The organism is Pseudoalteromonas luteoviolacea S2607, assembly GCF_001625575.1.
GTDB lineage: Bacteria > Pseudomonadota > Gammaproteobacteria > Enterobacterales > Alteromonadaceae > Pseudoalteromonas > Pseudoalteromonas luteoviolacea_E.
The window spans coordinates 1-22,322 of the sequence record NZ_AUXV01000025.1 but is presented as its reverse complement, the minus strand read 5'-3'; the positions used below and the strand labels follow the sequence as shown (position 1 = coordinate 22,322).

At 42.5% G+C, this 22,322-nt stretch carries 20 protein-coding genes and 3 tRNA genes; 16 read left to right on the top strand and 7 right to left on the bottom strand.

Annotated features, from left to right (window positions below):
• Nucleotides 1-21: 21 nt before the first annotated feature.
• The 8 genes from N480_RS13650 to N480_RS13615 all read left to right on the top strand — a co-directional run bounded on the left by N480_RS13650 (nucleotide 22) and on the right by N480_RS13615 (nucleotide 8,097).
• Complete coding sequence (locus N480_RS13650) at nucleotides 22-825, top strand: tetratricopeptide repeat protein (protein ID WP_063373053.1); 804 nt, start codon at nucleotides 22-24, stop codon at nucleotides 823-825.
• 458 nt (nucleotides 826-1,283) lie between these two features.
• A complete protein-coding gene (gene kdsA, locus N480_RS13645) occupies nucleotides 1,284-2,135 on the top strand; it encodes a 3-deoxy-8-phosphooctulonate synthase (RefSeq protein ID WP_063373052.1) in 852 nt (283 codons plus the stop codon).
• 96 nt (nucleotides 2,136-2,231) lie between these two features.
• Nucleotides 2,232-3,125, top strand: a complete 894-nt coding sequence (locus N480_RS13640) for a transcriptional regulator GcvA (protein ID WP_063373051.1) — start codon at nucleotides 2,232-2,234, stop codon at nucleotides 3,123-3,125.
• A 13-nt stretch (nucleotides 3,126-3,138) separates the two neighbouring features.
• The gene (locus tag N480_RS13635; RefSeq protein ID WP_063373050.1) at nucleotides 3,139-3,780 is read left to right on the top strand and encodes an alpha/beta family hydrolase; all 642 of its coding nucleotides are present in this window, start codon (nucleotides 3,139-3,141) and stop codon (nucleotides 3,778-3,780) included.
• Nucleotides 3,773-4,141: a DUF423 domain-containing protein gene (locus N480_RS13630; RefSeq protein ID WP_063373049.1), complete on the top strand. Its 369-nt coding sequence runs from the start codon at nucleotides 3,773-3,775 to the stop codon at nucleotides 4,139-4,141. Before N480_RS13635 ends, N480_RS13630 begins: the two co-directional genes overlap by 8 nt.
• Before the next feature lie 16 nt (nucleotides 4,142-4,157).
• Nucleotides 4,158-5,243, top strand: a complete 1,086-nt coding sequence (gene rlmM / locus N480_RS13625) for a 23S rRNA (cytidine(2498)-2'-O)-methyltransferase RlmM (protein ID WP_063373048.1) — start codon at nucleotides 4,158-4,160, stop codon at nucleotides 5,241-5,243.
• 253 nt (nucleotides 5,244-5,496) lie between these two features.
• Entirely contained in the window at nucleotides 5,497-6,030 is a 534-nt protein-coding gene (locus tag N480_RS13620; protein ID WP_155732852.1) for a hypothetical protein, read from the top strand.
• 438 nt (nucleotides 6,031-6,468) lie between these two features.
• On the top strand, nucleotides 6,469-8,097 hold the full coding sequence (locus tag N480_RS13615; RefSeq protein ID WP_063373046.1) for an FAD-binding protein: 1,629 nt from the start codon (nucleotides 6,469-6,471) through the stop codon (nucleotides 8,095-8,097).
• Nucleotides 8,098-8,153: 56 nt separating this feature from the next.
• Here the strand turns inward: N480_RS13615 and N480_RS13610 are convergent, their stop codons facing one another.
• Nucleotides 8,154-9,368 carry a glycerophosphodiester phosphodiesterase family protein gene (locus tag N480_RS13610; RefSeq protein ID WP_063373045.1) on the bottom strand — a complete coding sequence of 405 codons (1,215 nt, stop codon included), beginning with the start codon at nucleotides 9,366-9,368 and terminating at the stop codon, nucleotides 8,154-8,156.
• 62 nt (nucleotides 9,369-9,430) lie between these two features.
• Nucleotides 9,431-10,156, bottom strand: a complete 726-nt coding sequence (cysZ, locus tag N480_RS13605) for a sulfate transporter CysZ (protein WP_063373044.1) — start codon at nucleotides 10,154-10,156, stop codon at nucleotides 9,431-9,433.
• A gap of 233 nt (nucleotides 10,157-10,389) precedes the next feature.
• Here cysZ and N480_RS13600 point away from each other — a divergent pair, with 233 nt between their 5' ends.
• Nucleotides 10,390-10,662: a hypothetical protein gene (locus tag N480_RS13600; protein WP_063373043.1), complete on the top strand. Its 273-nt coding sequence runs from the start codon at nucleotides 10,390-10,392 to the stop codon at nucleotides 10,660-10,662.
• A gap of 47 nt (nucleotides 10,663-10,709) precedes the next feature.
• Nucleotides 10,710-11,303, top strand: a complete 594-nt coding sequence (locus tag N480_RS13595; protein WP_063373042.1) for a hypothetical protein — start codon at nucleotides 10,710-10,712, stop codon at nucleotides 11,301-11,303.
• A 62-nt stretch (nucleotides 11,304-11,365) separates the two neighbouring features.
• Here N480_RS13595 and N480_RS13590 read toward each other — a convergent pair whose 3' ends face one another.
• The gene (locus tag N480_RS13590) at nucleotides 11,366-11,659 is read right to left on the bottom strand and encodes a hypothetical protein (RefSeq protein WP_063373041.1); all 294 of its coding nucleotides are present in this window, start codon (nucleotides 11,657-11,659) and stop codon (nucleotides 11,366-11,368) included.
• A 245-nt stretch (nucleotides 11,660-11,904) separates the two neighbouring features.
• Between N480_RS13590 and N480_RS13585 the strand changes: the two genes are divergently transcribed.
• The 6 genes from N480_RS13585 (at nucleotide 11,905) to msrB (ending at nucleotide 20,172) form a co-directional block, all read left to right on the top strand.
• Entirely contained in the window at nucleotides 11,905-12,636 is a 732-nt protein-coding gene (locus N480_RS13585) for a TrmH family RNA methyltransferase (RefSeq protein ID WP_063373040.1), read from the top strand.
• 45 nt (nucleotides 12,637-12,681) lie between these two features.
• Nucleotides 12,682-16,071 carry a chromosome segregation SMC family protein gene (locus N480_RS13580; RefSeq protein WP_063373039.1) on the top strand — a complete coding sequence of 1,130 codons (3,390 nt, stop codon included), beginning with the start codon at nucleotides 12,682-12,684 and terminating at the stop codon, nucleotides 16,069-16,071.
• A gap of 16 nt (nucleotides 16,072-16,087) precedes the next feature.
• On the top strand, nucleotides 16,088-16,792 hold the full coding sequence (gene zipA, locus N480_RS13575) for a cell division protein ZipA (RefSeq protein ID WP_063373038.1): 705 nt from the start codon (nucleotides 16,088-16,090) through the stop codon (nucleotides 16,790-16,792).
• A gap of 97 nt (nucleotides 16,793-16,889) precedes the next feature.
• Nucleotides 16,890-18,911: an NAD-dependent DNA ligase LigA gene (gene ligA, locus N480_RS13570; protein ID WP_063373037.1), complete on the top strand. Its 2,022-nt coding sequence runs from the start codon at nucleotides 16,890-16,892 to the stop codon at nucleotides 18,909-18,911.
• A gap of 31 nt (nucleotides 18,912-18,942) precedes the next feature.
• Nucleotides 18,943-19,416: a DUF2919 domain-containing protein gene (locus tag N480_RS13565; protein WP_063373036.1), complete on the top strand. Its 474-nt coding sequence runs from the start codon at nucleotides 18,943-18,945 to the stop codon at nucleotides 19,414-19,416.
• A 303-nt stretch (nucleotides 19,417-19,719) separates the two neighbouring features.
• Nucleotides 19,720-20,172 carry a peptide-methionine (R)-S-oxide reductase MsrB gene (msrB, locus tag N480_RS13560; RefSeq protein ID WP_063373035.1) on the top strand — a complete coding sequence of 151 codons (453 nt, stop codon included), beginning with the start codon at nucleotides 19,720-19,722 and terminating at the stop codon, nucleotides 20,170-20,172.
• A gap of 44 nt (nucleotides 20,173-20,216) precedes the next feature.
• Here the strand turns inward: msrB and N480_RS13555 are convergent, their stop codons facing one another.
• The 4 genes from N480_RS13555 to N480_RS13540 form a co-directional block, all read right to left on the bottom strand.
• A complete protein-coding gene (locus tag N480_RS13555; RefSeq protein WP_063373034.1) occupies nucleotides 20,217-21,845 on the bottom strand; it encodes a response regulator in 1,629 nt (542 codons plus the stop codon).
• Between the two features lie 148 nt (nucleotides 21,846-21,993).
• Nucleotides 21,994-22,069: transfer RNA gene (locus N480_RS13550), tRNA-Val, on the bottom strand.
• A gap of 14 nt (nucleotides 22,070-22,083) precedes the next feature.
• Nucleotides 22,084-22,159: transfer RNA gene (locus N480_RS13545), tRNA-Val, on the bottom strand.
• Nucleotides 22,160-22,177: 18 nt separating this feature from the next.
• A tRNA-Val gene (locus N480_RS13540) sits at nucleotides 22,178-22,253 on the bottom strand.
• Between the last annotated feature and the right edge of the window lie 69 nt (nucleotides 22,254-22,322).

Below are 22,322 nucleotides of genomic sequence, written 5' to 3'. Positions count from 1 at the left end.
CATGGGTTAGCAGTACAGTCTATGACAGATACCTGGTTTGATGAACAACAAGAGTTAGGCGCGAATTATTCAGTTCCTGCATTGCTTCGAAGTATTTATGCTGAGCAACGTTGGGATGCACAAGCTGATACTGAGCAGACTCTGTGTTTGCTTGCCGAACTTGAATTATCTATTGATGATATGTGTGTGAAAGAAAAAGATTTACATAAACGTGTTGATCTACTGCTAGATACCTTTTATACCAAGTGGGTATTCAGTGGCACAGGGCAAAAAGTACCCGAGTATTTGCTCAATAATATTGGCTATGTACTGAAAATGCGTAGCGGAACCAGCACTGCTCTTGGTTTATTACTGACCCACTTATTAGAGCGGGCAGGGTTTAACGCAACAATTGCGCTCATGGAAAGCGAAGTGATGGTACATGTCGCTTTGAGCAGTGAAGAAGGTTACGTCATTGATCCAAGCTCGGGACAACAATCTTGGTATATCACGCCAGAAAACGATGGTGAGAAAGATCAAGAACCCATGGAGCTCATCATCGGTGATGAAGCATTCAAACTATATTTAGCTCAACAAAAATGGTCTTTTATCGCTGCGGAAAAATTCAGTCACGCTTTAAGTTGTGTTGAGCTGCTAATGGAGCTACTGGGTGATGACCCATATGAAAGACGCGATCGCGGCTATCTACTAAATCAACTTAATTGCCCTAAAATGGCAAAAGATGATCTGCAGTACTTTGTCGATGAATGCCCTGATGACCCGACAATAGACATCATTCAAAGCCAAATTGAAGAGCTTGCAGATCACAATAATATTTTGCATTAATGCAATGTGTAAGCGTACGCAAATATTTAAGTAAAAAAGTGAAAGTTTGAGTCCATATATCGACTATCAGTGAGTAGTCAAAGTGACCGTTAAATTATATCCTCTAAAGGGTGGTAATATTATCGGTGATAAAGGTTGGTGTGTTTGTATGTGGACTGAACTGAGCGAATTACTGTTCTCACATCAACATTGGTAGTGTTTACTGGTGAGTGTAAATTTCTATCAAGGCTTATTTTTATAGTATTTGAGACTCGCAAAGTGCTCAGCCTAAACTTAGTATCCCACCCGTTTATTACCACAAGTTTAAGATATAATTAAAGATTCAAGTATTGGCATGGTTTAATTGCGTCATGGACAAGCTGTTATGTAAAAGAGCTAAACCTTGCTAAACGTATACAAAATATGCTGGGTGGAATGATAAACCCTTTCAGCGTATGTAGTTAAATTTGGAATTGAATATGAATACACAAATAATAAAAGTTGGAACAACCGAAGTTGCTAACGATAAGCCATTTGTACTTTTTGGTGGTATGAATGTTTTGGAGTCGAGAGATTTGGCGATGCAAATCGCTGAACATTATGTTGAAGTGACTTCAAAGTTGAATATTCCCTATGTATTCAAAGCATCATTTGACAAAGCGAATCGCTCTTCGATCAATTCATATCGAGGCCCAGGTATGGAAGAAGGGTTAAAAATCTTTGAAGAGATTAAGCGCACCTTTAACGTACCTGTGATTACTGACGTACATGAACCTTTCCAAGCTGCACCTGTAGCAGAAGTAGCGGATGTAATTCAATTGCCAGCATTCTTGGCTAGGCAGACGGACTTGGTTGTCGCAATGGCGAAAACGGGTGCTGTTATTAATGTGAAAAAACCACAATTTTTGGCACCTCATGAAATGCGCCACATCATTAAAAAAATTAATGAAGCTGGTAATGAAAAGGTGATTCTTTGTGAGCGTGGTAGCAGCTTTGGTTATAATAACTTAGTCGTTGATATGCTGGGTATGGATGACATGAAGCATATGGCTCCGGTTATTTTTGATGCGACGCATGCATTACAGCGCCCTGGTGGCCGCTCAGACTCAGCTGATGGTCGTCGTGCACAAGCCGCAGAGCTAGCACGTAGTGGTATGGCGCTTGGCCTAGCGGGTCTTTTTATTGAGGCTCACCCAGATCCAAACGTTGCTAAATGTGACGGTCCTTGTGCACTTCCATTGGCAAAATTGGAAGGATACCTGACGCAAATGAAATCGGTAGATGAACTAGTAAAGAGCTTTGACCCGCTCGATACGAGTGCCAGCCTTTAAGCTGATTGCATTAGGCTCAGCGTAACTTTAAAGAAGCAAAGTTACGCTTCAGTTCAAAATAACCCCGACTTTAAATACATGTAAAGGCGTCCTGCTATGTCGAGAAGGTTACCACCGCTGAATGCTTTAAAAGCGTTTGAAGCAGCAGCTAGGCACCTGAGTTTTACCAAAGCTGCTGAAGAGTTATTTGTTACACAGGCTGCGATAAGCCATCAAATAAAAACATTAGAAGAGCATTTAGGGTTAAAGCTTTTCTTGAGGAAAAATCGCTCATTACTGCTTACAGAGGAAGGGCAGGGCTATTTTTTAGATATAAAAGATATCTTTTCTCAATTGATTGACGCAACCGAGAAGCTACTTGCCCGAGGAGCGAAAGGTTCTTTGACAGTGAGTTTAACGCCAAGTTTTGCAATCCAATGGCTAGTTCCTAGGTTAAGTAAATTCAATGAGCTGTTCCCCGATATTGATGTGCGTATCAAAGCGCAAGATTTAGACGAAAACTCACTGACGGACGATGTGGACGTGGCCATATACTATGGCCGAGGCAATTGGAATGGGGTTCAGACCCACAAATTACACACTGAATACTTGGTGCCATTGTGTAGTCCGTTACTGTTAAATGGCCCAAAGCCGCTTAACACGCCAAATGATCTTGCCAATCATAATTTGTTGCACGATACCACACGCCGCTCATGGAAAGCTTGGTTAAAAACGGCGGGGGTACGAAATGTGCCTGCCAATACGGGCCCTATTTTTAGCCACTCTTCTATGGTGTTGCAAGCCGCTGTCCACGGGCAGGGGGTGGCGTTAGGCAATAGCGTACTTGCCAAACCTGATTTAGATGCAGGCCGATTAGTCATTCCGTTTAGTCACAGTTTGGAAAGTAAAAATGCGTACTACCTAGTATGTCGTGAATCTCAAGCTGAGTTGGGTAAAATTGTCTCTTTTAAGGACTGGATGCTCTCGATGGTAGAGCAAGAGCAGATATAAAAAGAAGGTTAAAATGACAGAAACCGTCGCAATACAGTGGTTCGAAGCAAAGTCGCCAATCGCTCAACTTGTTTTAGCGCATGGAGCGGGCGCTGGGAGTGATTCTGACTTTATGCAGGATATGGCTCAGAAGCTGTCATTGGCTGGGGTCAATGTTGCTTTGTTTGATTTCGAATATATGGAAACTGCCAAGGCACAAAATAAAAAGCGCCCACCAGATAGAGCGCCAAAACTGTTAAATCGATATGAGCAGGTGTTATCTCAATTAGATAGTGATCTGCCGTTATTCATTGGTGGCAAGTCAATGGGTGGTCGAATGGCCTCTATGTTGGCTTGTGAGACGCAAGTGTTTGTACGTGGGGTGATTGCATATGGTTACCCTTTCCACCCTCCGGGTAAACCGGAAAAGTTGAGAATTGAGCATTTTGGTAACATTTCGTGCCCTTTTCTAGTCTTACAAGGTGAAAGAGATACATTTGGCACTAAGAGCAAAATTTCAGATATGTCTTTTGATAAGAGCCCACAGTTTGTTTGGCTCCCTGATGGGGATCATTCCTTAAAGCCACGAAAGGCAAGTGGCTTTACTGAGCAACAAAACCGGCAAACCGCCGCGGATGGTACGATTCAATTTATTCGGGGCATATGTAATGGCTAAACTATTTTTAATCATTGGTAGTACATTTTGCATGTTGTCTGTCGCATTAGGTGCGTTTGCCGCACATGGTTTGAAGCACCATGTCAGTGAATATGCGGTGGGGGTATTCAAGACCGCAGCCGAATATCAAATGACACATGGCCTGGCGATTGTCGTGGTGGCGCTTTTGATTAAATGGGGTATGCAAATGAAATGGGCCGGCTATCTGTTTATAGCTGGTATAATGCTATTTAGTGGCAGCCTTTACCTGCTGGCGTTAACCGGAGCTAAATGGCTCGGTCCAATCACGCCATTGGGTGGAATGTGTTTTATTTTTGGTTGGCTGATAATAATTTATAAATCAGCTAAGCAGTCGTTTTAATTTGGGATCAGTTTAAATGTCGAGTGTTGTAATTTATTGTCGCAGTGGGTTTGAAAACGACGCTGCTGCTGAAATCAATCATCATGCTCAGTTACAAGGTGTAGCAGGTTACGTGAAAGCAAAGCCTAATACAGGGTTTGTGACGTTTGAGTGTTTTGCCAAAGAGGATGCTGAGAGACTGATCAAGCAAATTGATTTTAAAAGCTTAGTGTTTGCTAGGCAGTGGTTTGCTGGCACGCTGTTATCTAAAATGCCACTGGAAGATCGCGTTGGCGAGATAAAACAATGTGTTGCTGATTTTCCGTTGTGTGGTGATCTGAGAGTTGAGACGCCTGATACAAACGAGGGCAAAGAGCTCTCAAAATTTTGTAAAAAAATCTCCACTCCACTGGCTAAATCTTTAGAAAAGCAAAACAAGTTAACACGCAATGTAAAACCACAAAAGCCCGTGTTACATGTACTGTTTTTAGCAAATGACACTGCTTTCGTGGGTTATTCTTTCAGCGACAATAACTCACCATTTTTTATGGGGATCCCACGTTTAAAAATGCCAGCGGATGGTCCAAGCCGTTCAACGCTCAAACTGGATGAAGCATTTAATGTGTTTTTAACTAAAGAGCAAGAAGAAGAGCGGGCTCGCCCTGGCATGCGGGGCGTTGACTTAGGTGCATGTCCAGGCGGTTGGACTTACCAACTCGTTAGACGAGGTATGTTTGTTGCTGCCATCGACAATGGCCCTATGAATGACAAGTTGATGGAAACCGGACAAGTAAAACACTTTCGTGAAGATGGGTTTAAATACCGCCCAGAAAAGCGCAATATTGATTGGTTAGTGTGCGATATGGTTGAAAAACCAAGTAAAGTGTCTCAGTTGATGATTGATTGGATAGTAAACGGCTTTGCTAAAGAATTAATCTTCAACTTAAAACTGCCAATGAAAAAGCGTTTCGACAGCGTTTATGAGTGTTTGCAGCTTATCGATGATGAATTAGCTCACTATAATGTCGGATATAAACTGCAAGCTAAACATCTATATCACGACCGTGAAGAGGTTACCGTTCATATTCAGGTATTAAAAGTACCACAAAACTTGTATAGCTAATATTAATTTGTTGCATTCATAGGGAAGTAAATGTTGCAAATTTAATTTTATTAACCCTCCTATATTTATAAATCTTCTTTAAAACGATTGCTAGAGCATGAATTGATGCATGTTGCCTTATCTCCAAGTAACTTAAAGGACACAATAACAATGTTTTGGCCACTCTAATGAGGCATTGCAATACCAAATGTTAAGAGCCTTATGTACAAGTACAATAGTGAGATCCCTAGAGAGGGCCGTGGTGTGCACTACTATGGAAATCAATATGATATTAAATAGACTAAAAAGTTATGCAGTGATAATCGTATTATCAACTTGCTTTATAACGGCTAAAGAGTCAGAGGCATGTGCAGCAGCATCTGATGAATATATGTTAAACCATGAGAAAATGATTCAACAGTCAGCTGACATTTACCTTGTAAAAGCAGTAAGCAAAAAGCTAGAAAACAAGATCATTACTACCACATTTAATGTGCTTGATGTTGTAAAAGGACGTGAAAGAAAGCAACTCACCATATCCTTTCCAGCATTTGAATATGATGAAAAAGCATCACATCAATTCATGACTGATTTCTCTCTTCATAAAGATGAGAAGTTTTGGAAAGATGGCGTGGGTCGAAGTCAAATACTAACCAACTGTGAGACAACCGCTAGCTTCAGATTGGGTTATGGCTATTTATTATTTCCTAAGTTTAAGTCAAACGCTAAAGGAGTAGAGGTTATTAATGATACGTCTGATAAATGGTATCAATTTGTTAAGGAACGTGTTGAAGCAAATGTAAAATAACTACGTTAAATTTTGTATAAGGGGGGAGCCGCCGGTGCTTTATAAGCAATTAAAGTTCGGGCGGCTTTTTCGAGAATCTCACAAAAAAATAAAAGAGCTTTGACGTAACTCTTAATTAGTTAGGGAGTTTAAAATAGCGCACTTCGAATTTAAAATTGTCACAATTTAAGCATCTAATGGCAGTTTCCTTTTACTTCTTTATAATTTCCAGAAATATTTTGAAACACTCTAATGTGAGTGCTTACATACGATTTGTCTCATTAATTTAAGTCATTGCTAGACTTTGTGCGTTTAAAATAAGTCATCCTTTAGTCTAATTTCTATACAGTTCTTGTTCTGTTTATTGCTACATTGAAAAAGCCATGTATATCACCGTGCCGATTTTGGCTGGTGGCCGGAACTATGTGGTCGATAACAATAACATGTAAGGAAAGTACAATGGATAACAATGATAAAGGTATCTCGTCACAGCCTAATGCGTACACCTCCCGTCGCAGCTTTTTGAAAAAGTCGTTAGCGGTGGGAGGCGCCATTGGCGCTGTGCCTCTTGCGCTGAATTCAACATCAGCGCAGGCGCGAGGGGAGTACGGCCAATACCATAAGGTATATGGTAATGACCCAAGATATATTTCGATGCTACTGGGTTCGAACATGCGCTTTTTGAGTCAACCAACCTATATTGGCGCATGTAGTTCGGCACATGAAGTCTATATGGCCGCGAGGGATGCGATTGCACTAGGAAAGCGGATCACTGTACGTGCTGGTGGCCACTGTTATGAAGGGTTCGTGAATAATGATAATGGGGTCGTAATAGATATCAGTAATATGGATCGCATTTACAAAGATGGCGATTACTACGTGGTAGAAGCGGGGGCGAACTTAGGGCATACCTATAAAACCTTGTTTAAAGAGTTTGGCAAAATCATTCCTGCAGGCTCATGTTTTGGCGTTGGTATTGGTGGCCATATTTGTGGTGGAGGCTTTGGTATTCACTCACGATTATATGGCTTGTCGAGTGATTATTTAGCGGGTGTCGAGCTTGTTTCGTTCAATGAGTGGGGTGGGCAAGCGAACTATCCTAGAAAGTATTTTAAAGGACAATCTTCACAAGCTGACGAGGTAGTTTGGGCACATCAAGGTGGTGGTGGGGGTAACTTCGGTATAGTTACTAAATATTACTTCAAAGATTTGCCTAATGTCCCCGCCTTTGTTCACGCACAAGAGGTTGCGATCCCTTGGGCCAGCTTAGACTACACGCAATTTGCGGCATTACTGAAAAATTACGGAGAATTTTGGACGAAGAATAATGGGCCTGAAAGTCGCTTTAATGCATTGCACTCATCTATGTCGGTACCGAATTCAGTCGGCGGCAGTGGCGATATTCGTATCCAGTTGTTTAGTAGTGGAGATCCCGGATTGATAGACGAGTTTCTGGATGCCGTCTTTTCGTCAACACAATTAGCACAAGCAAAAGTTGGACTGCGTACTTCCGATCATATGGGGCTACAAAGCCAAGAAGATGCACCGCCACGCCCAACCCCACCTGGTAGTTATTTTAGTTTACCTTGGTGGTATGGTACGCAATATAACGCGGGCCCATTGATTGGTGCTCGAGGTAAAAATAAATCGGCGTACATGAACAAGCCATTTCCAGAGTCCCAGATACGTACTTTGTGGGATGAGTTACGTAATGGCGACTATCTTAGCCCTGGAGGTATGGTGCAAATCTCATCATATGGTGGCCAAATCAATGCGCCTTCCTCTTCTGACACTGCTGTGTCCCATCGCAGCTCGGTGATGAAGTTGCAATATCAAACGTATTGGTTTGAGGCGGGTCAAGATCCTTACCACATTGGTTGGATGAACAACCTTTACGAAAAAATGTATGGTAAAAGTGGGCCTGTACCTGATGGTGTCATGGATGGATGCTATGTCAATTATGCGGATACTGACATTCAAAATTGGCAGTACCTGTACTACAAGGGTAATTATCCTAGGCTGCAGCAAGTGAAGCGGTTATTAGACCCGACAAATCGACTTAATCATGCTCAGTCAATAGAAGTTTAATCTCAATCAAATGATGCGCAAAATACTGCGCATCATCATGTTACCCAACCGCGTAATTAATAACGGTTCATGCAGTTTGCGTAAAAAGTCGTTGTTGCAGGCCAGTCGCTAAATACGCCTTTGACACCCACTTGTCTCGCAAGTACATCGAGAACCGTATAGACATCACCTTCTGATTTTATCGCTTCATTGATTCCTTGATAATACCAGCCACCGCCTTGGGAGATAAGCCCTGAACGTTCAAGTGTCCATGTTATAATATTTAGGTTCGCAGCCTTTGCTGCTCGTGCATACTCAGATGGAACAATCATACCTGCGTCGTTGAGTGTCAGCAGTACCCAAAGCGGCGGAGCAATAATATTCACACCACTGTCTTTGATCTCTTCCATGGAAGGTTGCCATGTTTGAGGATTGCTTGGGTCAAACTTCGGGTCATCATAGCGACCATCAAGATAAACCCCTTTTCGGCCATAGCGCGTGTTGTGACGCCAATACTGAACATCCTCAATATTGAAAGACTGAGGCAATACTCGATGCGCCGGCACGCGAGCTGATCTGTATTCGTCAATCATTTTTTGAGCATAGTCTTGTTGGGTCATGCCTTCATATGGCATTGGTACTTGAGGTGCTTTTAGCTCTGGGGTCATTTTTACGCGCAATGACTTGAATAGCTCAATACTTTCAGCGTGACTCATTAGCGTGCCAGTTGCAGAGTACAAGTCTGTGCGCCAACTAGCGGTACCTTGCACATACTCTTCTACAGTCGTGGCATTTGGGTTTGCGCCATCCATTTTACCTTTAAGTTGCTTGAACTCCTCAAGCGTCAAATCCGATGCACAACATTGTGCACTTGCGAGAGTGCCTGTTTCAGGATCAGCTGGGGTAAATGGTTGTGAACATTTAGCTGCAAGCTCTGGTCGCATTAATATGTCGGTACTGGTGTGCAAGTCACATTGTGCGTGGCGACAAACGAGCTCTTTGTCTTTGGTAAATGTCACATCACACTCTAAAACACCTGCGCCCATTTTGGCTGCCGCAATATATGACTCTTTTGTGTGTTCAGGGAATTGCGTTGGTGCACCTCGGTGACCGATAGAAAAGTCGCTTTTAAAAAAAGGTCTATTTACGCAGCGAGAGAGCTTAGTTTTTAACGCACTCGGTGCCATTTGATCCAATAAATAAAAGGGGCGAGGGCCAAGTTGTGCTGTGGCATTTGCGTAGGCACTGCTTAGCAGTGCCGTACTTATTACGATTTTAGCTAAAGTTTTCATAACGTCCTAGTATGGTTTTTTTTAGCTATTATCGGTATGAATTGTGACGTTTATATGAGCGCCTAGCGATAGTTGTGTCGGTAGTTTTCGACCCAGAGTTTGGTTGCTCCGCACACCGCAGCAGGCATGACGATTAAGTTAACAAAGGGAATAGCCGTTAATACGAACACCGCAAAACCAAATCCATAAGATAATCCTTGTTGGCCTTTTAGGTCCTGTTTCATTTGATTGAAGCTGATTTTATGGTTATCAAACGGGTAGTCATTGTATTGCACGTTGTACATCCAACAGGTAAACAATATCCACAGAATCTGACCAATAACGGGCAGAAACCACAACATAACAAAAAAGATAAGAGCACGAGGTAAATAATATCGGAGTTTTGTCCACTCTCTACCGACCATGCGTGGGACGTCTTTAAGCACATCTGCTAAGCCATCGTCATTGATTTTTTGGCCTGTGAGGTGCATTTCGACCTTTTCAGATAACAGCCCATTGAAGGGTGCGGCGATAAAGTTGGTGATAACCGTAAAGACCATGCTGTAACTAAACAGAATAATCATAATAGCCAAAGGCCATAAAAACCATTCTACCCAACTTAACATACTCGGCAGCATTGACCTGAGGTATTCGAAACCTTGAGTAAGCCAATCAAAAAGAAAAAATAGTGAGCTACCAAATAACAGAATATTGATCAGCAGCGGAATGAAAACAAAACGCTTAAGTCCTTTTTGACCCAGCATGGAAAACCCAGCTACGAAATACTCCATCCCTTTTGTTAATTGCATACGTAAACTCTAAATTAGGAACAGTTGCTTTTTATTATAATCGCTTCTGAAAATTAACGTAGTGCTTTTTTGATCTGCATCATTGCAAATAAATCACATAAAATTCAGTAGCTAGAGAGTAAATGTTACACTCTCTTACAATTCTTCAGAGCAAATAGTGTATCGCCCCCCCTTGTAAACACCGAAGTGAGTCCATACACTAATTCATAGACTTACTTGGAGAATCATCTAATATGCGTATCTTTCACGTGCTATTTGCATTGAGCTTTGCGACGTTACTATGTGTAACGGCGGCGGGTGCTAATGCGGCCGATGAAAGACAGCAGGTTGTTGAAGTCTTGACTGACATTGATGTTCAGTTTATTGACATTGACCTTGATGACGCTTTGGTGATTGGTGCTTCAAGTCATGATTATACTTGCATTGAGTGTAAGTTAATTACTCGCTCAATCGCTCAATCTAGTTCCCATTCTACTAAGTTAATCCGCGCCCCACCTGTTCACTAAACACGCTTAAATTAAAATTTTATTGTTTAATAATCGTGAGGTGAACCATGAGCTATTATCGTGCGCTTGAAACAAATGCGGTGAATACTGACGCCGTAGCAAAAACAAATTCTAATGTAATGACTGCAATCGCATCTGGCGAAGTACAAGAGCAATTGCCAGCAGAGCAATTTCTGCATCCTTTACCAACCACAGAGGTTGATCAATACGCCACTATCGATGAAGTTTTGTTGATATTAGACAAAACACACCAAGCGACTGCGCTTGTTATTGATATGAATGGGCTGCATTTAGGTTTTATATCTATGGCGCAATTAGGCAGCCGTTTTATTTTGGCAAAAGCACAAGCGTTAGGGTGTAAACGCAATGAATTGACTGTCAGTGATGTGATGGTGCCTTTAACAGCACTTCGCCAGATTTCTACATCTCAAGTATTGAATGCAAGAGTGGGAGATATCATGGCGACAATGGAAGAGGATGGTCTAGCCTATTTATTAGTGGTCGGTCAGCAAGCAAGTGCTGTCGGCTATTTTGATTTTATCGATATGGTAAAAAGCAGTAGTCGTACTATCACTGCACTCAAATCGAGCAGTGCGTTTAAAGATGTTGTAGAAAGCGTGCTGCACCATAGAGAAATGTAACAGTTCCCCCAAAGTTAATGTAAATTAAAGCCAAGGCATCTATATGATGCCTTTTTTAGTTTTTAAGGTAACTTAACGTTGTGCCGCTTGGCATACCAGTAAAATAGCGGGAGTTCGATAAGAGTGAAGGTAACCAGGGTAAACCAAGCCCAAGTTACGTTGAACCAAATCAAGCTAAACTCAGCCCCTGTGCCAAAATACACCGAACCTACCACACCCAATGACACCATAGATGCGATGAAGTCTTGGGCCGAAATTTTTTTAAAATCGTTACCCGCATATCTCGGATAAATAACGAAATAAGCTATTAGTAAAATAGCTGCATTGAGTAAAATTACATTGAACTCTGGGGACATAACTGCGTCTCAGAAAATTGAAAATCTGCAAAGCACAAATGCTACTCAGCACGAAGCTTTGCATAACCTTAGCTATAAACTTTTATTTGTGGCACATTGTAAACACTTATCAACGTGTCTGCAAAGTAATCAATCTGCGCACTTTGATGATATTCAGGGCGACTAGAGTGTGGGTTGTCAGTAAATACACTGCCTTTTATGCCTGATTCTGTATATACTTCGCTTCTTAACCAAATGAGGTGAGTATGCTGTCTAAAAACCAACAAAAACTAGTTAGAGCGCTGGCGCAAAAGAAATACCGCAAGCAACATGGTCTTTATTTAGTACAGGGCGAAAAAAATGTACTAGAGCTGCTGGCTGCTCGAATTGAAGTGCAGCATATTTTTGCAACACCTCAATTTATCAGTACTCACCAAAACGAATTGAAAAACAGCAAAGTAACTGAGTGCGACGAGCAAGCTTTGAGTAAAGTAAGCACTTTAGTAAGCAACAATGCTGCCATTGCAATTGTGCCTATTCCTGAGCAGCAAAGCATCGATAAAAGTGGTTTAGTATTGGCACTGGATGGCGTATCTGATCCCGGAAACTTAGGCACGATTATTCGCGTAGCAGATTGGTATGGCTTAAAGCAGATTGTGGTAAGCGAAGATTGTGCCGACCACTTGAATCCAAAAGTGATTAGCGCAACGATGGGATCATTTGCCCGTATTAATGTCGTCCGTACAGATTTAGCCCATTTTTTAAGTCACTATAACGGAGCAATTTATGGCGCTTATTTAAATGGAGAAAACGTTCACCAAACTGCATTTAGTCAAAGTGGCGTATTGGTTATGGGCAGTGAATCTCATGGGATTCGACCTCATCTGAGCCAGTATATTAACCAGCCAATTACGATCCCTGCGTTTGGGGAAGCTGAGTCTTTGAATGTGGCGATGGCCACAGGGATCATCCTTGATAACATACGCCGCGCAGTGTAGCGTGAGTCGTGTAAGTAACTTTTGGTCTCATAATTAAAACTCTCTATGCGCTTAAGTCACATTAAACTGGCTGGTTTCAAGTCCTTTGTCGATCCAATGAAGATCCCATTTCCCGATCAGATGACCTGTGTCGTGGGTCCAAATGGTTGTGGGAAGTCAAATGTGATAGATGCGGTGCGCTGGGTACTTGGAGAGAGTTCGGCTAAAAATCTACGTGGCGATGCCATGACAGATGTTATCTTTAATGGCTCTACACACCGTAAAGCCATTTCTCAGGCTTCTGTTGAGCTCATGTTTGATAATACTCAAGGAACCTTACCTGGCTCATTGGCGGATAGAAATCAAATCGCCATAAAGCGGTTGGTAACGAGAGATGGCCAGTCACTATATTACCTCAACGGCAGTAAATGCCGCCGTCGAGACATAACCGATATATTTTTAGGTACTGGCTTAGGGCCGCGTAGCTACGCGATAATTGAACAGGGGATGATCTCTCGCCTTATCGAAAGTAAGCCACACGAACTTCGTGTGTTCTTAGAAGAAGCCGCTGGTGTATCCAAATATAAAGAGCGCAGGAGAGAGACGCAAACACGTATCAAAAGTACGCGTGATAATTTAGAGCGTTTACTTGATATGCGCCAAGAATTGCAGTCTCAACTGGATAGGTTAGCTAAGCAGGCTGAATCAGCGCGTAAGTATAAAGAGTTGAAAGCGCAAGAACGCACCCTAAAAGGTCAGCTGGCTGTATTAAAGTGGCAGGATTTTAACGAAAAACTGCAACAAAAAGTTGCACAAATTGCCAAATTAGATGAGCAACTGACTTTTCTTGAACAAGCGCATGGCGGACAAAATGATGTGATTGCCAGTTTCGAGCAACAAGTAAATCATTTGGCTGAAGCATTAAATTTGGCGCAGCAAACGCTACACAAAACACATACTGAACTCACTCGTGCGGAACAACAAAAAATATACTTAGGTGAAAAGCGAGCCGAGTTAACAGAGTCACAAACTAAGCTTGTGCAGGAACACGAAAATGCGCAGCAACTGTTAACTGAGCAAAGTCAATCGTGCGATACGCTCCAAAAACAATGCAGTGATGCCGCAGAAGCTTTGGCTATATGCGAAGCTGAATTGGAGGAAGTAGCTGCGCTTTATGACGCTCTGCACAGTACTGCACAAGAGGGAGAGCAAAATTTAGAGGATGCTCAGCAGCAATTAAACAAAACTCAAACACAGCTAAACAGTCATAATAGTACATTTCAAAAAGCCCAGCAGGCGCTTTTGTTTCAGCAAGATAAGCTTAAAGATTTGCACGCCAAGCGAGATGCACTGGAAGCCCAAAATAGTGCTAAAGCGTTGTCAATGGAACGCGCCAAACAACAAGCTCTGGTTAAAGACATGGCGGCGCTGCAGAGTGTATCCCAAAAGTTAGCTACTAAATTAGAAAGCTGTGAACTCCAAGTCAAAGCGTGCGAAGATGAGCGAGGTGAGTTGAAACAAAAGCACATGGAGGCCGCGACAGAAAAAGAGATGTTGGCTGAAATGCTTGGTACATCTGAGCCTTCTTCAGCTCAGAGCTTTTTAAGTCAATTAAAAGTGCACCCAGAGTATAGGCACGTGGTCGAAAGCGCATTACTGGGTCTTACCGAGCTGTGTTTGGCAGACGAGCCACATCAACAAGGTTTGTGGGGAGTAACGGCACGACCTCACCCAGAGAGTGTCGCAGCATTGATAGAGTCGGGGATCTACCCCAGCTTCTTAAATCATATAAAATGGTTGGGTAAACCATGTCAATTTACCCCATGTTCACAGTTTATACTCGCGATCGATGAATTGGGCGAAGTGTACGGAGAAAACTTTGTTACTCAACCAAGTGACAATGAAAATAGCGAGCTTGCCAAATATGAGAGGCTCGAAGCATTGTCTCTTCTTTTGCCTGAATTACAGCAGTCTCTGAGTCAGAACGAAGACAAGTTAACTCGTCTACAAGATGCCTTGGCCGAGTTGACGAGCCAAACCGAGCAAGCTAAACAAGATATTCACCGCATTGCACAAGAAATGGCTGGCAGCAAAAGCCGTTTAGAGATGTTAGAGCAACAGCATCAACAATGGCAATTGCAATCAGAGCAACTTATCAATGAGGTAGAGCGAGTTGAAAGTGCGCTTGTGACTCAGCATAAAGAAATTGATCATTTAGCCTTGCTGCAAGCTCAGCATATGGAACAAGTGGAACAAATACAGCACCAGGTTACCAATTGCAAAGATGCAGTAGAAAAGCACAAACGAGAATACAGCCAAGTACAACTGCGTAAAAATCAGCAGCAAGAGCGAGTGCATCAAGCTAAATTGACATTGCAGCAGGCGCAAAGTGCTCAGCAAATAAGTGCGACAAAATCGGCGCATTTAAAACAAAGCTTTGAGCAATTTGAGTCATCGCTTAAGGCAAATAAGGCGCAGTTAGTTCAGTTGGCGGTGCCTAACCAAGAAATTAAAGCACAAATCCAAAAGCTAGTTAATAGTCATCAAGCGCAGCAGGAACAATTGGAGCAGCTTGATGCAGAAGTTACCACCGCGAAACAAAAGCTTGCTGACAAGCAACTGTCAGTACAGGACTCACAAGCACAAAGCCTAAAGCTGAAGGAGCAAAAGCAGCAACTCCAATTACAAGAGCAAAGTCTAGTAGTAAAAGCGCAGTCTGCATTAGAGCCGCTTCTAGAACTAAAGCAAACTTTAAAAGGTGTGCTGGCGACTTTAAATAAAGATATGACGCAAGGTGTGTATCAAAGTAAATTAACTGCAACAAGTCAAAAGTTGTCAATGCTGGGGGCTGTGAACCTAGCCGCTATTGAAGAGTATGATGAAGCGTCGGCACGTAAAAAGTACCTTGATGAGCAGCTCAATGACTTAACTGCGGCACTAGAAACGCTTGAAAACGCCATCCGAAAAATAGATAGAGAGACAAAAACGCGCTTTCGGGCGACATTTGATGAAGTTAATGGCTCACTTGGAGAGCTGTTTCCAAAAGTTTTTGGTGGGGGGAGTGCCTATTTAGAGCTCACTAGTGATGATTTGTTAGAAAGTGGTGTTACTATAATGGCAAGACCACCAGGAAAGAAAAACTCGACAATTCATTTGCTAAGTGGTGGAGAAAAAGCGTTGACCGCATTATCATTGGTATTTTCTATCTTTAGATTGAATCCAGCCCCATTTTGTATGCTGGATGAGGTAGACGCACCATTGGATGATGCCAATGTCGGGCGTTTTTGCCGTTTAGTAGAAGAAATGTCACAGGCGGTACAATTTATTTATATTAGCCATAATAAAGTGGCGATGGAAATGGCCGCAAGGCTAACGGGGGTAACTATGGCGGAACCAGGGGTTTCTCGTGTAGTTGCCGTGGACATAGAACAAGCAGTGCAGATGGCACATACATAATAAGTAAAGGTGAACAATGGCCACAGAGTTAAGATGGGCATTAATCGTGATCAGTGCGTTGATCATAGGTGGATTACTGATTCATGGGTTATGGTCTGTTAGAAAAAAAGAAGATAAAGATGGTAGCAGACAGGATGTACCAGCACCGATGGATGATGTGAAAACATCAGAGCCAGAACTTAACGATATGAGCTTTACGGCAGTAGAAGAAGAACCTAAAGCCACAATTGAAGAGCCTGTTTTACACGATTCTGATGAAGAACAACAAGAGGCATCAGAAACAAACTCTGCATCGCAACCCGCGCCAGAACCCCAAGACTTTATTATCTTGCATATTCAAATGCCTGAAGGGCTTACAATGGCAGGTTCGAAACTTTTACCTAGTGTTCTGAGCTTAGGTTTTAAGTATTCAGAAGAAGGTTTCTTCAATCGCCACCTTGAGTCGTCTGGTAATGGTCCGGTGCTATTTCGTTTAGTGAATATGTACAACCCAGGTACATTCGATATAGACAATATGGAACAATTTAGCACCGCTGGTGTGAGTTTGTTTATGACGCTACCTTGTGAAGGCGACAGCATGGCTGCATTTAATATGCTTCATGGCGCAGCTAAAAAGCTTTCAGATGAGTTTGGTGCGCAGGTACTAGATAGTGCACGCGAGCCATTAACTGTCGATACAATACGAGCATATGTAGAAAAAGTACGTGAGTTTGCAGCATAGCATGTAACTATGCGTTGTGCTTTGTACTTAACAAGCGCAAAAGATAAAATAAGCCACTGGTATTAGCCGGTGGCTTTTGTGTTATTAAGAGGTTGAAATGTCGGAATCTATCAGTAATAGAATCAATGAATTAAAGGCGCAATTAGAAGATCATAATTACAAATATTATGTTTTAGATATGCCGTCAGTGCCAGACGCTGAATACGATAGGCTAATGCGCGAACTGGTAGATCTAGAAACGCAACACCCTGAGCTTTTGAGTGTTGACTCTCCTTCGCAAAAAGTCGGGGGAATGGCATTAAGCAAGTTTGAACAAGTTACACATAAAGTGCCCATGTTATCGCTTGATAATGCGTTTGGTGAAGATGAATTCAATGCGTTTAACCGTCGTATAAAAGAGCGTTTATTAGAAAGTAATGAACTGCACTTTTGTTGTGAGCCAAAGTTAGATGGCTTAGCGGTATCGATTTTGTATCGAGGTGGTGTACTGGTACAAGCGGCGACGCGTGGTGATGGCCAAGTTGGCGAAAACATCACTGAAAATGTGAAGACTATACGCAATATACCACTGCGATTAAGAGGGGAAAATATCCCTGTTGAGGTGGAAGTACGTGGTGAAGTATTTATGGATAAGGCTGGCTTTGATCGTCTAAATGAAACCGCTTTGGCCAAAGATGAAAAGACATTTGCTAACCCACGTAATGCAGCAGCAGGAAGTTTGCGTCAACTAGATTCAAAGATAACGGCTCAACGGCCACTGATGTTTTACGCATATTCTATGGGCACAATCGAAGGTGCAGAGCTGGACAATACGCATTTTGGTCAACTCGAACAGCTAAAGCAGTGGGGTTTACCCATGTGTCCTGAAACCAAACGCGTTGAAGGTGTTGCACAGGCAATCAGTTATTATCAAGACATTCTAAATCGCCGTGATGGGCTTAGTTACGAAATAGATGGCGTCGTTATTAAAGTCGATGACAAACAGCAACAGTCACAGCTTGGGTTTGTGGCGCGTGCGCCGCGCTGGGCCATTGCGTATAAGTTCCCAGCTCAAGAAGAAGTCACTCAGTTATTGGATGTTGAATTTCAAGTAGGGCGCACCGGTGCCATTACGCCAGTTGCTCGCCTAGAGCCCGTTTTTGTGGGAGGCGTGACAGTTTCCAATGCGACGCTTCACAATCAAGATGAGATAGATCGTTTAGGTATCAAAGTAAAAGATCATGTGATCATTCGCCGTGCAGGGGATGTGATCCCACAGATCACGCAAGTTATTTTAGATAAACGGCCTGATGACACCAAAGAGATCCAATTTCCTGATACTTGTCCTGTCTGTGACTCTCATGTGGAGCGCATTGAAGGTGAAGCTGTTGCAAGGTGTACCGGTGGGCTAGTTTGTCAGGCGCAAAGAAAAGAGGCCATTAAGCACTTTTCGTCTCGCAAAGCGCTCGATATCGATGGTCTTGGCGATAAGATTGTTGAGCAGCTGGTGGATAGAGAGCTAATTAAGACACCTGCTGAGTTGTTTAAGTTACGCCAAGGGCACTTTGAGTCGCTGGAGCGCATGGGGCCTAAATCGGCTAAAAACTTGGTAGGTGCACTTGAGGTAGGTAAGAAAACTACTTTAGCTAAATTCTTATACGCACTGGGCATACGTGAAGTGGGCGAAGCGACGGCCCAAAATTTAGCAAACCATTACTTAACCCTTGAAAACGTAATGAATGCCACCATTGAAAGCTTACAGGAAGTGAGTGATGTGGGCGTCGTGGTTGCACATCATATCAATGCGTTTTTCAAAGAACAGCATAATCAGACAGTTGTTTCAGAGCTATTGGAAGTCGGTATTCACTGGCCAGAAATCGCAGCGCCCACAGAGCAAGCACAACCGCTTGCGGGCTTGACGTATGTGTTAACTGGTACCATGAGTGAGTTAAACCGAAATGACGCAAAAGCGCGACTTCAAGCACTTGGTGCTAAAGTTGCGGGCAGTGTATCGAAAAATACAGATGCATTAATTGCGGGTGAAAAGGCGGGATCTAAGCTGACTAAAGCACAGGATCTGGGCATTGACATTATGGATGAAGCTGCGCTGATCGCGTTATTTGAAAAGCATCAAGGTTAAGTAAACAAGTGGGGGCAGTGTGAGTAAATTAATGGGTCGCTTTGGACCAGAATATTGGGACAAGCATGGTGTCTACAGAACACCAATTGGCTTTAATTTGACTTTAATTGTGCTCTTACGCCCCTTTTTAATTTGGCTCATGTCGGCGCTGACTTGGCGCCCTGATCTGGATATTATGAGCCTATTTTTCCCTGCCAAAAGCAATTTCTTTGTCGCCATCAGTATCGCAGCTATTGCGCTATTGCCTGCACTGGTTTTCTCAATGCGTCGCCCAAGCAGTTCGACCCGCTGGGGAGAGCTTTGGGGGTACATGCGTTGGCCTTTGCTTATTGCAGCAGTGTTAGATCTCGGCTGGCTTTTAATGCAAGCTGCAAATGGTTACTACCAATTTTCATTTTATCTAGCGAGTCAGATAGTACTGGTTTCATGGGTCACTTTGTATCTAATTCAGAGCCGTTACTTAACGTGTTTTTTTAGTGATTGGCCGGAACCAGAAGCCAAATAGCTTGACGCAAAAGCGACCAAAAGCCTAAATGTAAAGTAGGGTTTTGTCGTTCTCGTGAACGTAAACTATGACGATTTTAGTGGTGAGTCTGCCTATTTAATTTAATGAGAAGTCACGAGTGATATGATGACTTACTGTTAAAGCTCACCTGATGTATACCAGTTGTTAAATATATAGGAACTGGTATTGTTTAGACCTAGATATGTCATGAAGTTAGTGTAGGGTGTATCCATACATCGAGAGAGGCGAAATAGTGTTATTAGCTGAAAACATTAACAATAATATATTACTAGGAATATCAACATGTTAATTTGGCAAGATATCCTCAAATTGGCCAACGAGGGCAACCCTACACCACCACGAAGGGTTGAGAAGAGTTTGATGCAGTGGCAAGCTTTACTAGAGCCTTCTGTATTTCATATTACTCGCAATAAAGGCACTGAAAGGCCGTTCAGTTCGCAATCATGTAGTTTGTTTGAACCTGGTCAATATGAATGTGCTTGCTGTGGTGAGTTACTTTTCGATGCGCATGAGAAATTCGAAAGTGGATCTGGTTGGCCTTCATTTACACAACCTGCAGATCCTAGAGCGGTAGCTTACATATTAGATAACTCTCATGGTATGGCGCGCGTTGAAATTGTGTGTAACGTTTGTGATGCTCACTTAGGCCATGTATTTCCTGACGGTCCAAAGCCTAGCGGGTTAAGATACTGTGTGAATGCTCTTGCGATGGTCAAGCAAGAAACGGTGAGTTAATGTTAAACAAGGGGTTAATAAGCCCCTTGTTTTAACTTGATATTTTAATGAGCTAACCCCATTTCTTTCATTTGTGCAAGTAACTTATCGAAGCGAGTGAGTTGCTCTGAATCCAGTTCGGAATCTTGTAAAACCTTTAAGCACTTCTTAGCCAAGTTAGTATTAAAGGTGATGCCTTTTTTCCCCGTCGCATCGGTTAAACACTGTAGTAAATTGAGGGCAATACTCGCGTTTTTAGGCATAACTCTAAACGCTTGGGAAAATGCCTCCAAGGCGACATCAAGTTCTCCCTTATTAAATTGCTTGACGGCATGATTATTGAGCTCTTTGGGGCCCATTGTAATATCCTTGCGCTCATCATGTTGCTGATGTAAGTAGCGCATCATCACTGGATCTTCTTGGGCTTGGTGGCGTTCACAATGTTCTATGATTTGCCCAAACAAGGCTTGAGCTTTATGCTGAAAACCGAGTTCATGGAACGCCTTGGCTTTATCTAATGCTGCGTCTACAGAGCGGATGACCGGTTCGTCTTCAAGTTGTTCCATTAGGTGACGTGCTTTCTTATGTTCGTCCTTCAAGTAGTGCATTCGCGCGTTAAGAACATCCACCTGTGTTTGATTTATTGCGTTTGGAAACTGCTTCTTCAAATCAGTTAAATACTGTTGAGTCTGTCGGGTGATTTTTTGGATTTGTTCATGTTGATCTGTTGCTAACGCAAAGTCGATTCCCGCTCGTGCTGCATTGAGATATACCTCAGGGCTGTCGTGAATAGAGTAGCGCGCAAAACTGGCGATTTCTTTTTGCGCATTGTAGCTGCACTCATAATCGTGATTGATCATTGCAACGGTACTGAGTGATTTTTGCCGTGACAGATTCCGAGGTGCAATTTGCGAAGCTTCATGCAGGGCCTTTTGGGCGTGCTCAAATTGGTTAAGCTTAATTTCCAAGCGGCCAAGCAGATCCAGCGCTGCAAGGCGAGTTTCGCTCTTTTCTATAAGTCCTTTAAGAAACTTTTGAGCGGTCAAGTCTTCATTATTTGCAATGAGTGCTTCTACCATGCCTAACTTGGCCCAGGTGAATTTTTGTAACTCTAGCGCTGATTTATAAAACTGTTTAGCCTCATCAAAGCGTTTTAGCTTTAATAGAGTTTCCCCTTTGAGTTTAAGTAGCATAACGGAATAAGCATGCTGCTGGCCGTCAAGCTCGCTATTAATAAACTTGAGTGCTTTAGAGTAGTTCTCGTCATCTATGAGCGTGTAGATTTTTCTGAGGCCTTGCTTTCTTTTTAGGATCCTCTCAATGCGTGTTTTAAGATCTTTAATCGTAAAAGGCTTAACAAGGAAGTCGTCAGGTTGTAGCTCTACTACGCTATGTACGAGCTCAGGACTGGTCTCTGCCGAAGTGAAAATAAACCCGGTACAGCGTTTGATTAATCGTTTTTTTAAAAGCTCTTCATAAAGCTGATAGCCGTTTTGGCGCTTACTTAAATCAAAAGAGCAGATAATAAGTTCAAATTTATTAGTCTGACAGCTTTCTTTGGCAACAGCAGCGGATTCTGCAATAAATACATTGCGATAAGCCAAGCGTTCCAGCGATTGTTTTAAATAACTAAGCGCCAGAGGTTGTTCTTCCACAATTAAAATTTTTGAATTAACAAATGGTTGAACTGGCATAGTGATCTAAATGTGTTGCTCTCAATGTTTTTAGTCTAGTCGTTTCTTTTAAGTTTTAAAATAGTTCGTCAAAAGATGACTATCAGAACAAGAAATCACTAGCTTGAACATAAAAATCTGGAAATTATTACTTGAAGTGAAAGTAGAGTGGTGGGTTGTACTGGACTTGAACCAGTGACCCTCGCCTTGTAAGGGCGATGCTCTCCCAACTGAGCTAACAACCCGGGACTGTGTAATTTGGTGGGTGATACTGGACTTGAACCAGTGACCCTCGCCTTGTAAGGGCGATGCTCTCCCAACTGAGCTAATCACCCAAATTACATTTTATATATTGGTGGGTTGTACTGGACTTGAACCAGTGACCCTCGCCTTGTAAGGGCGATGCTCTCCCAACTGAGCTAACAACCCGAATATAGATTTTGTGGATTAGTATCCAACCGCATAACGGATTTTAATTGGTGGGTTGTACTGGACTTG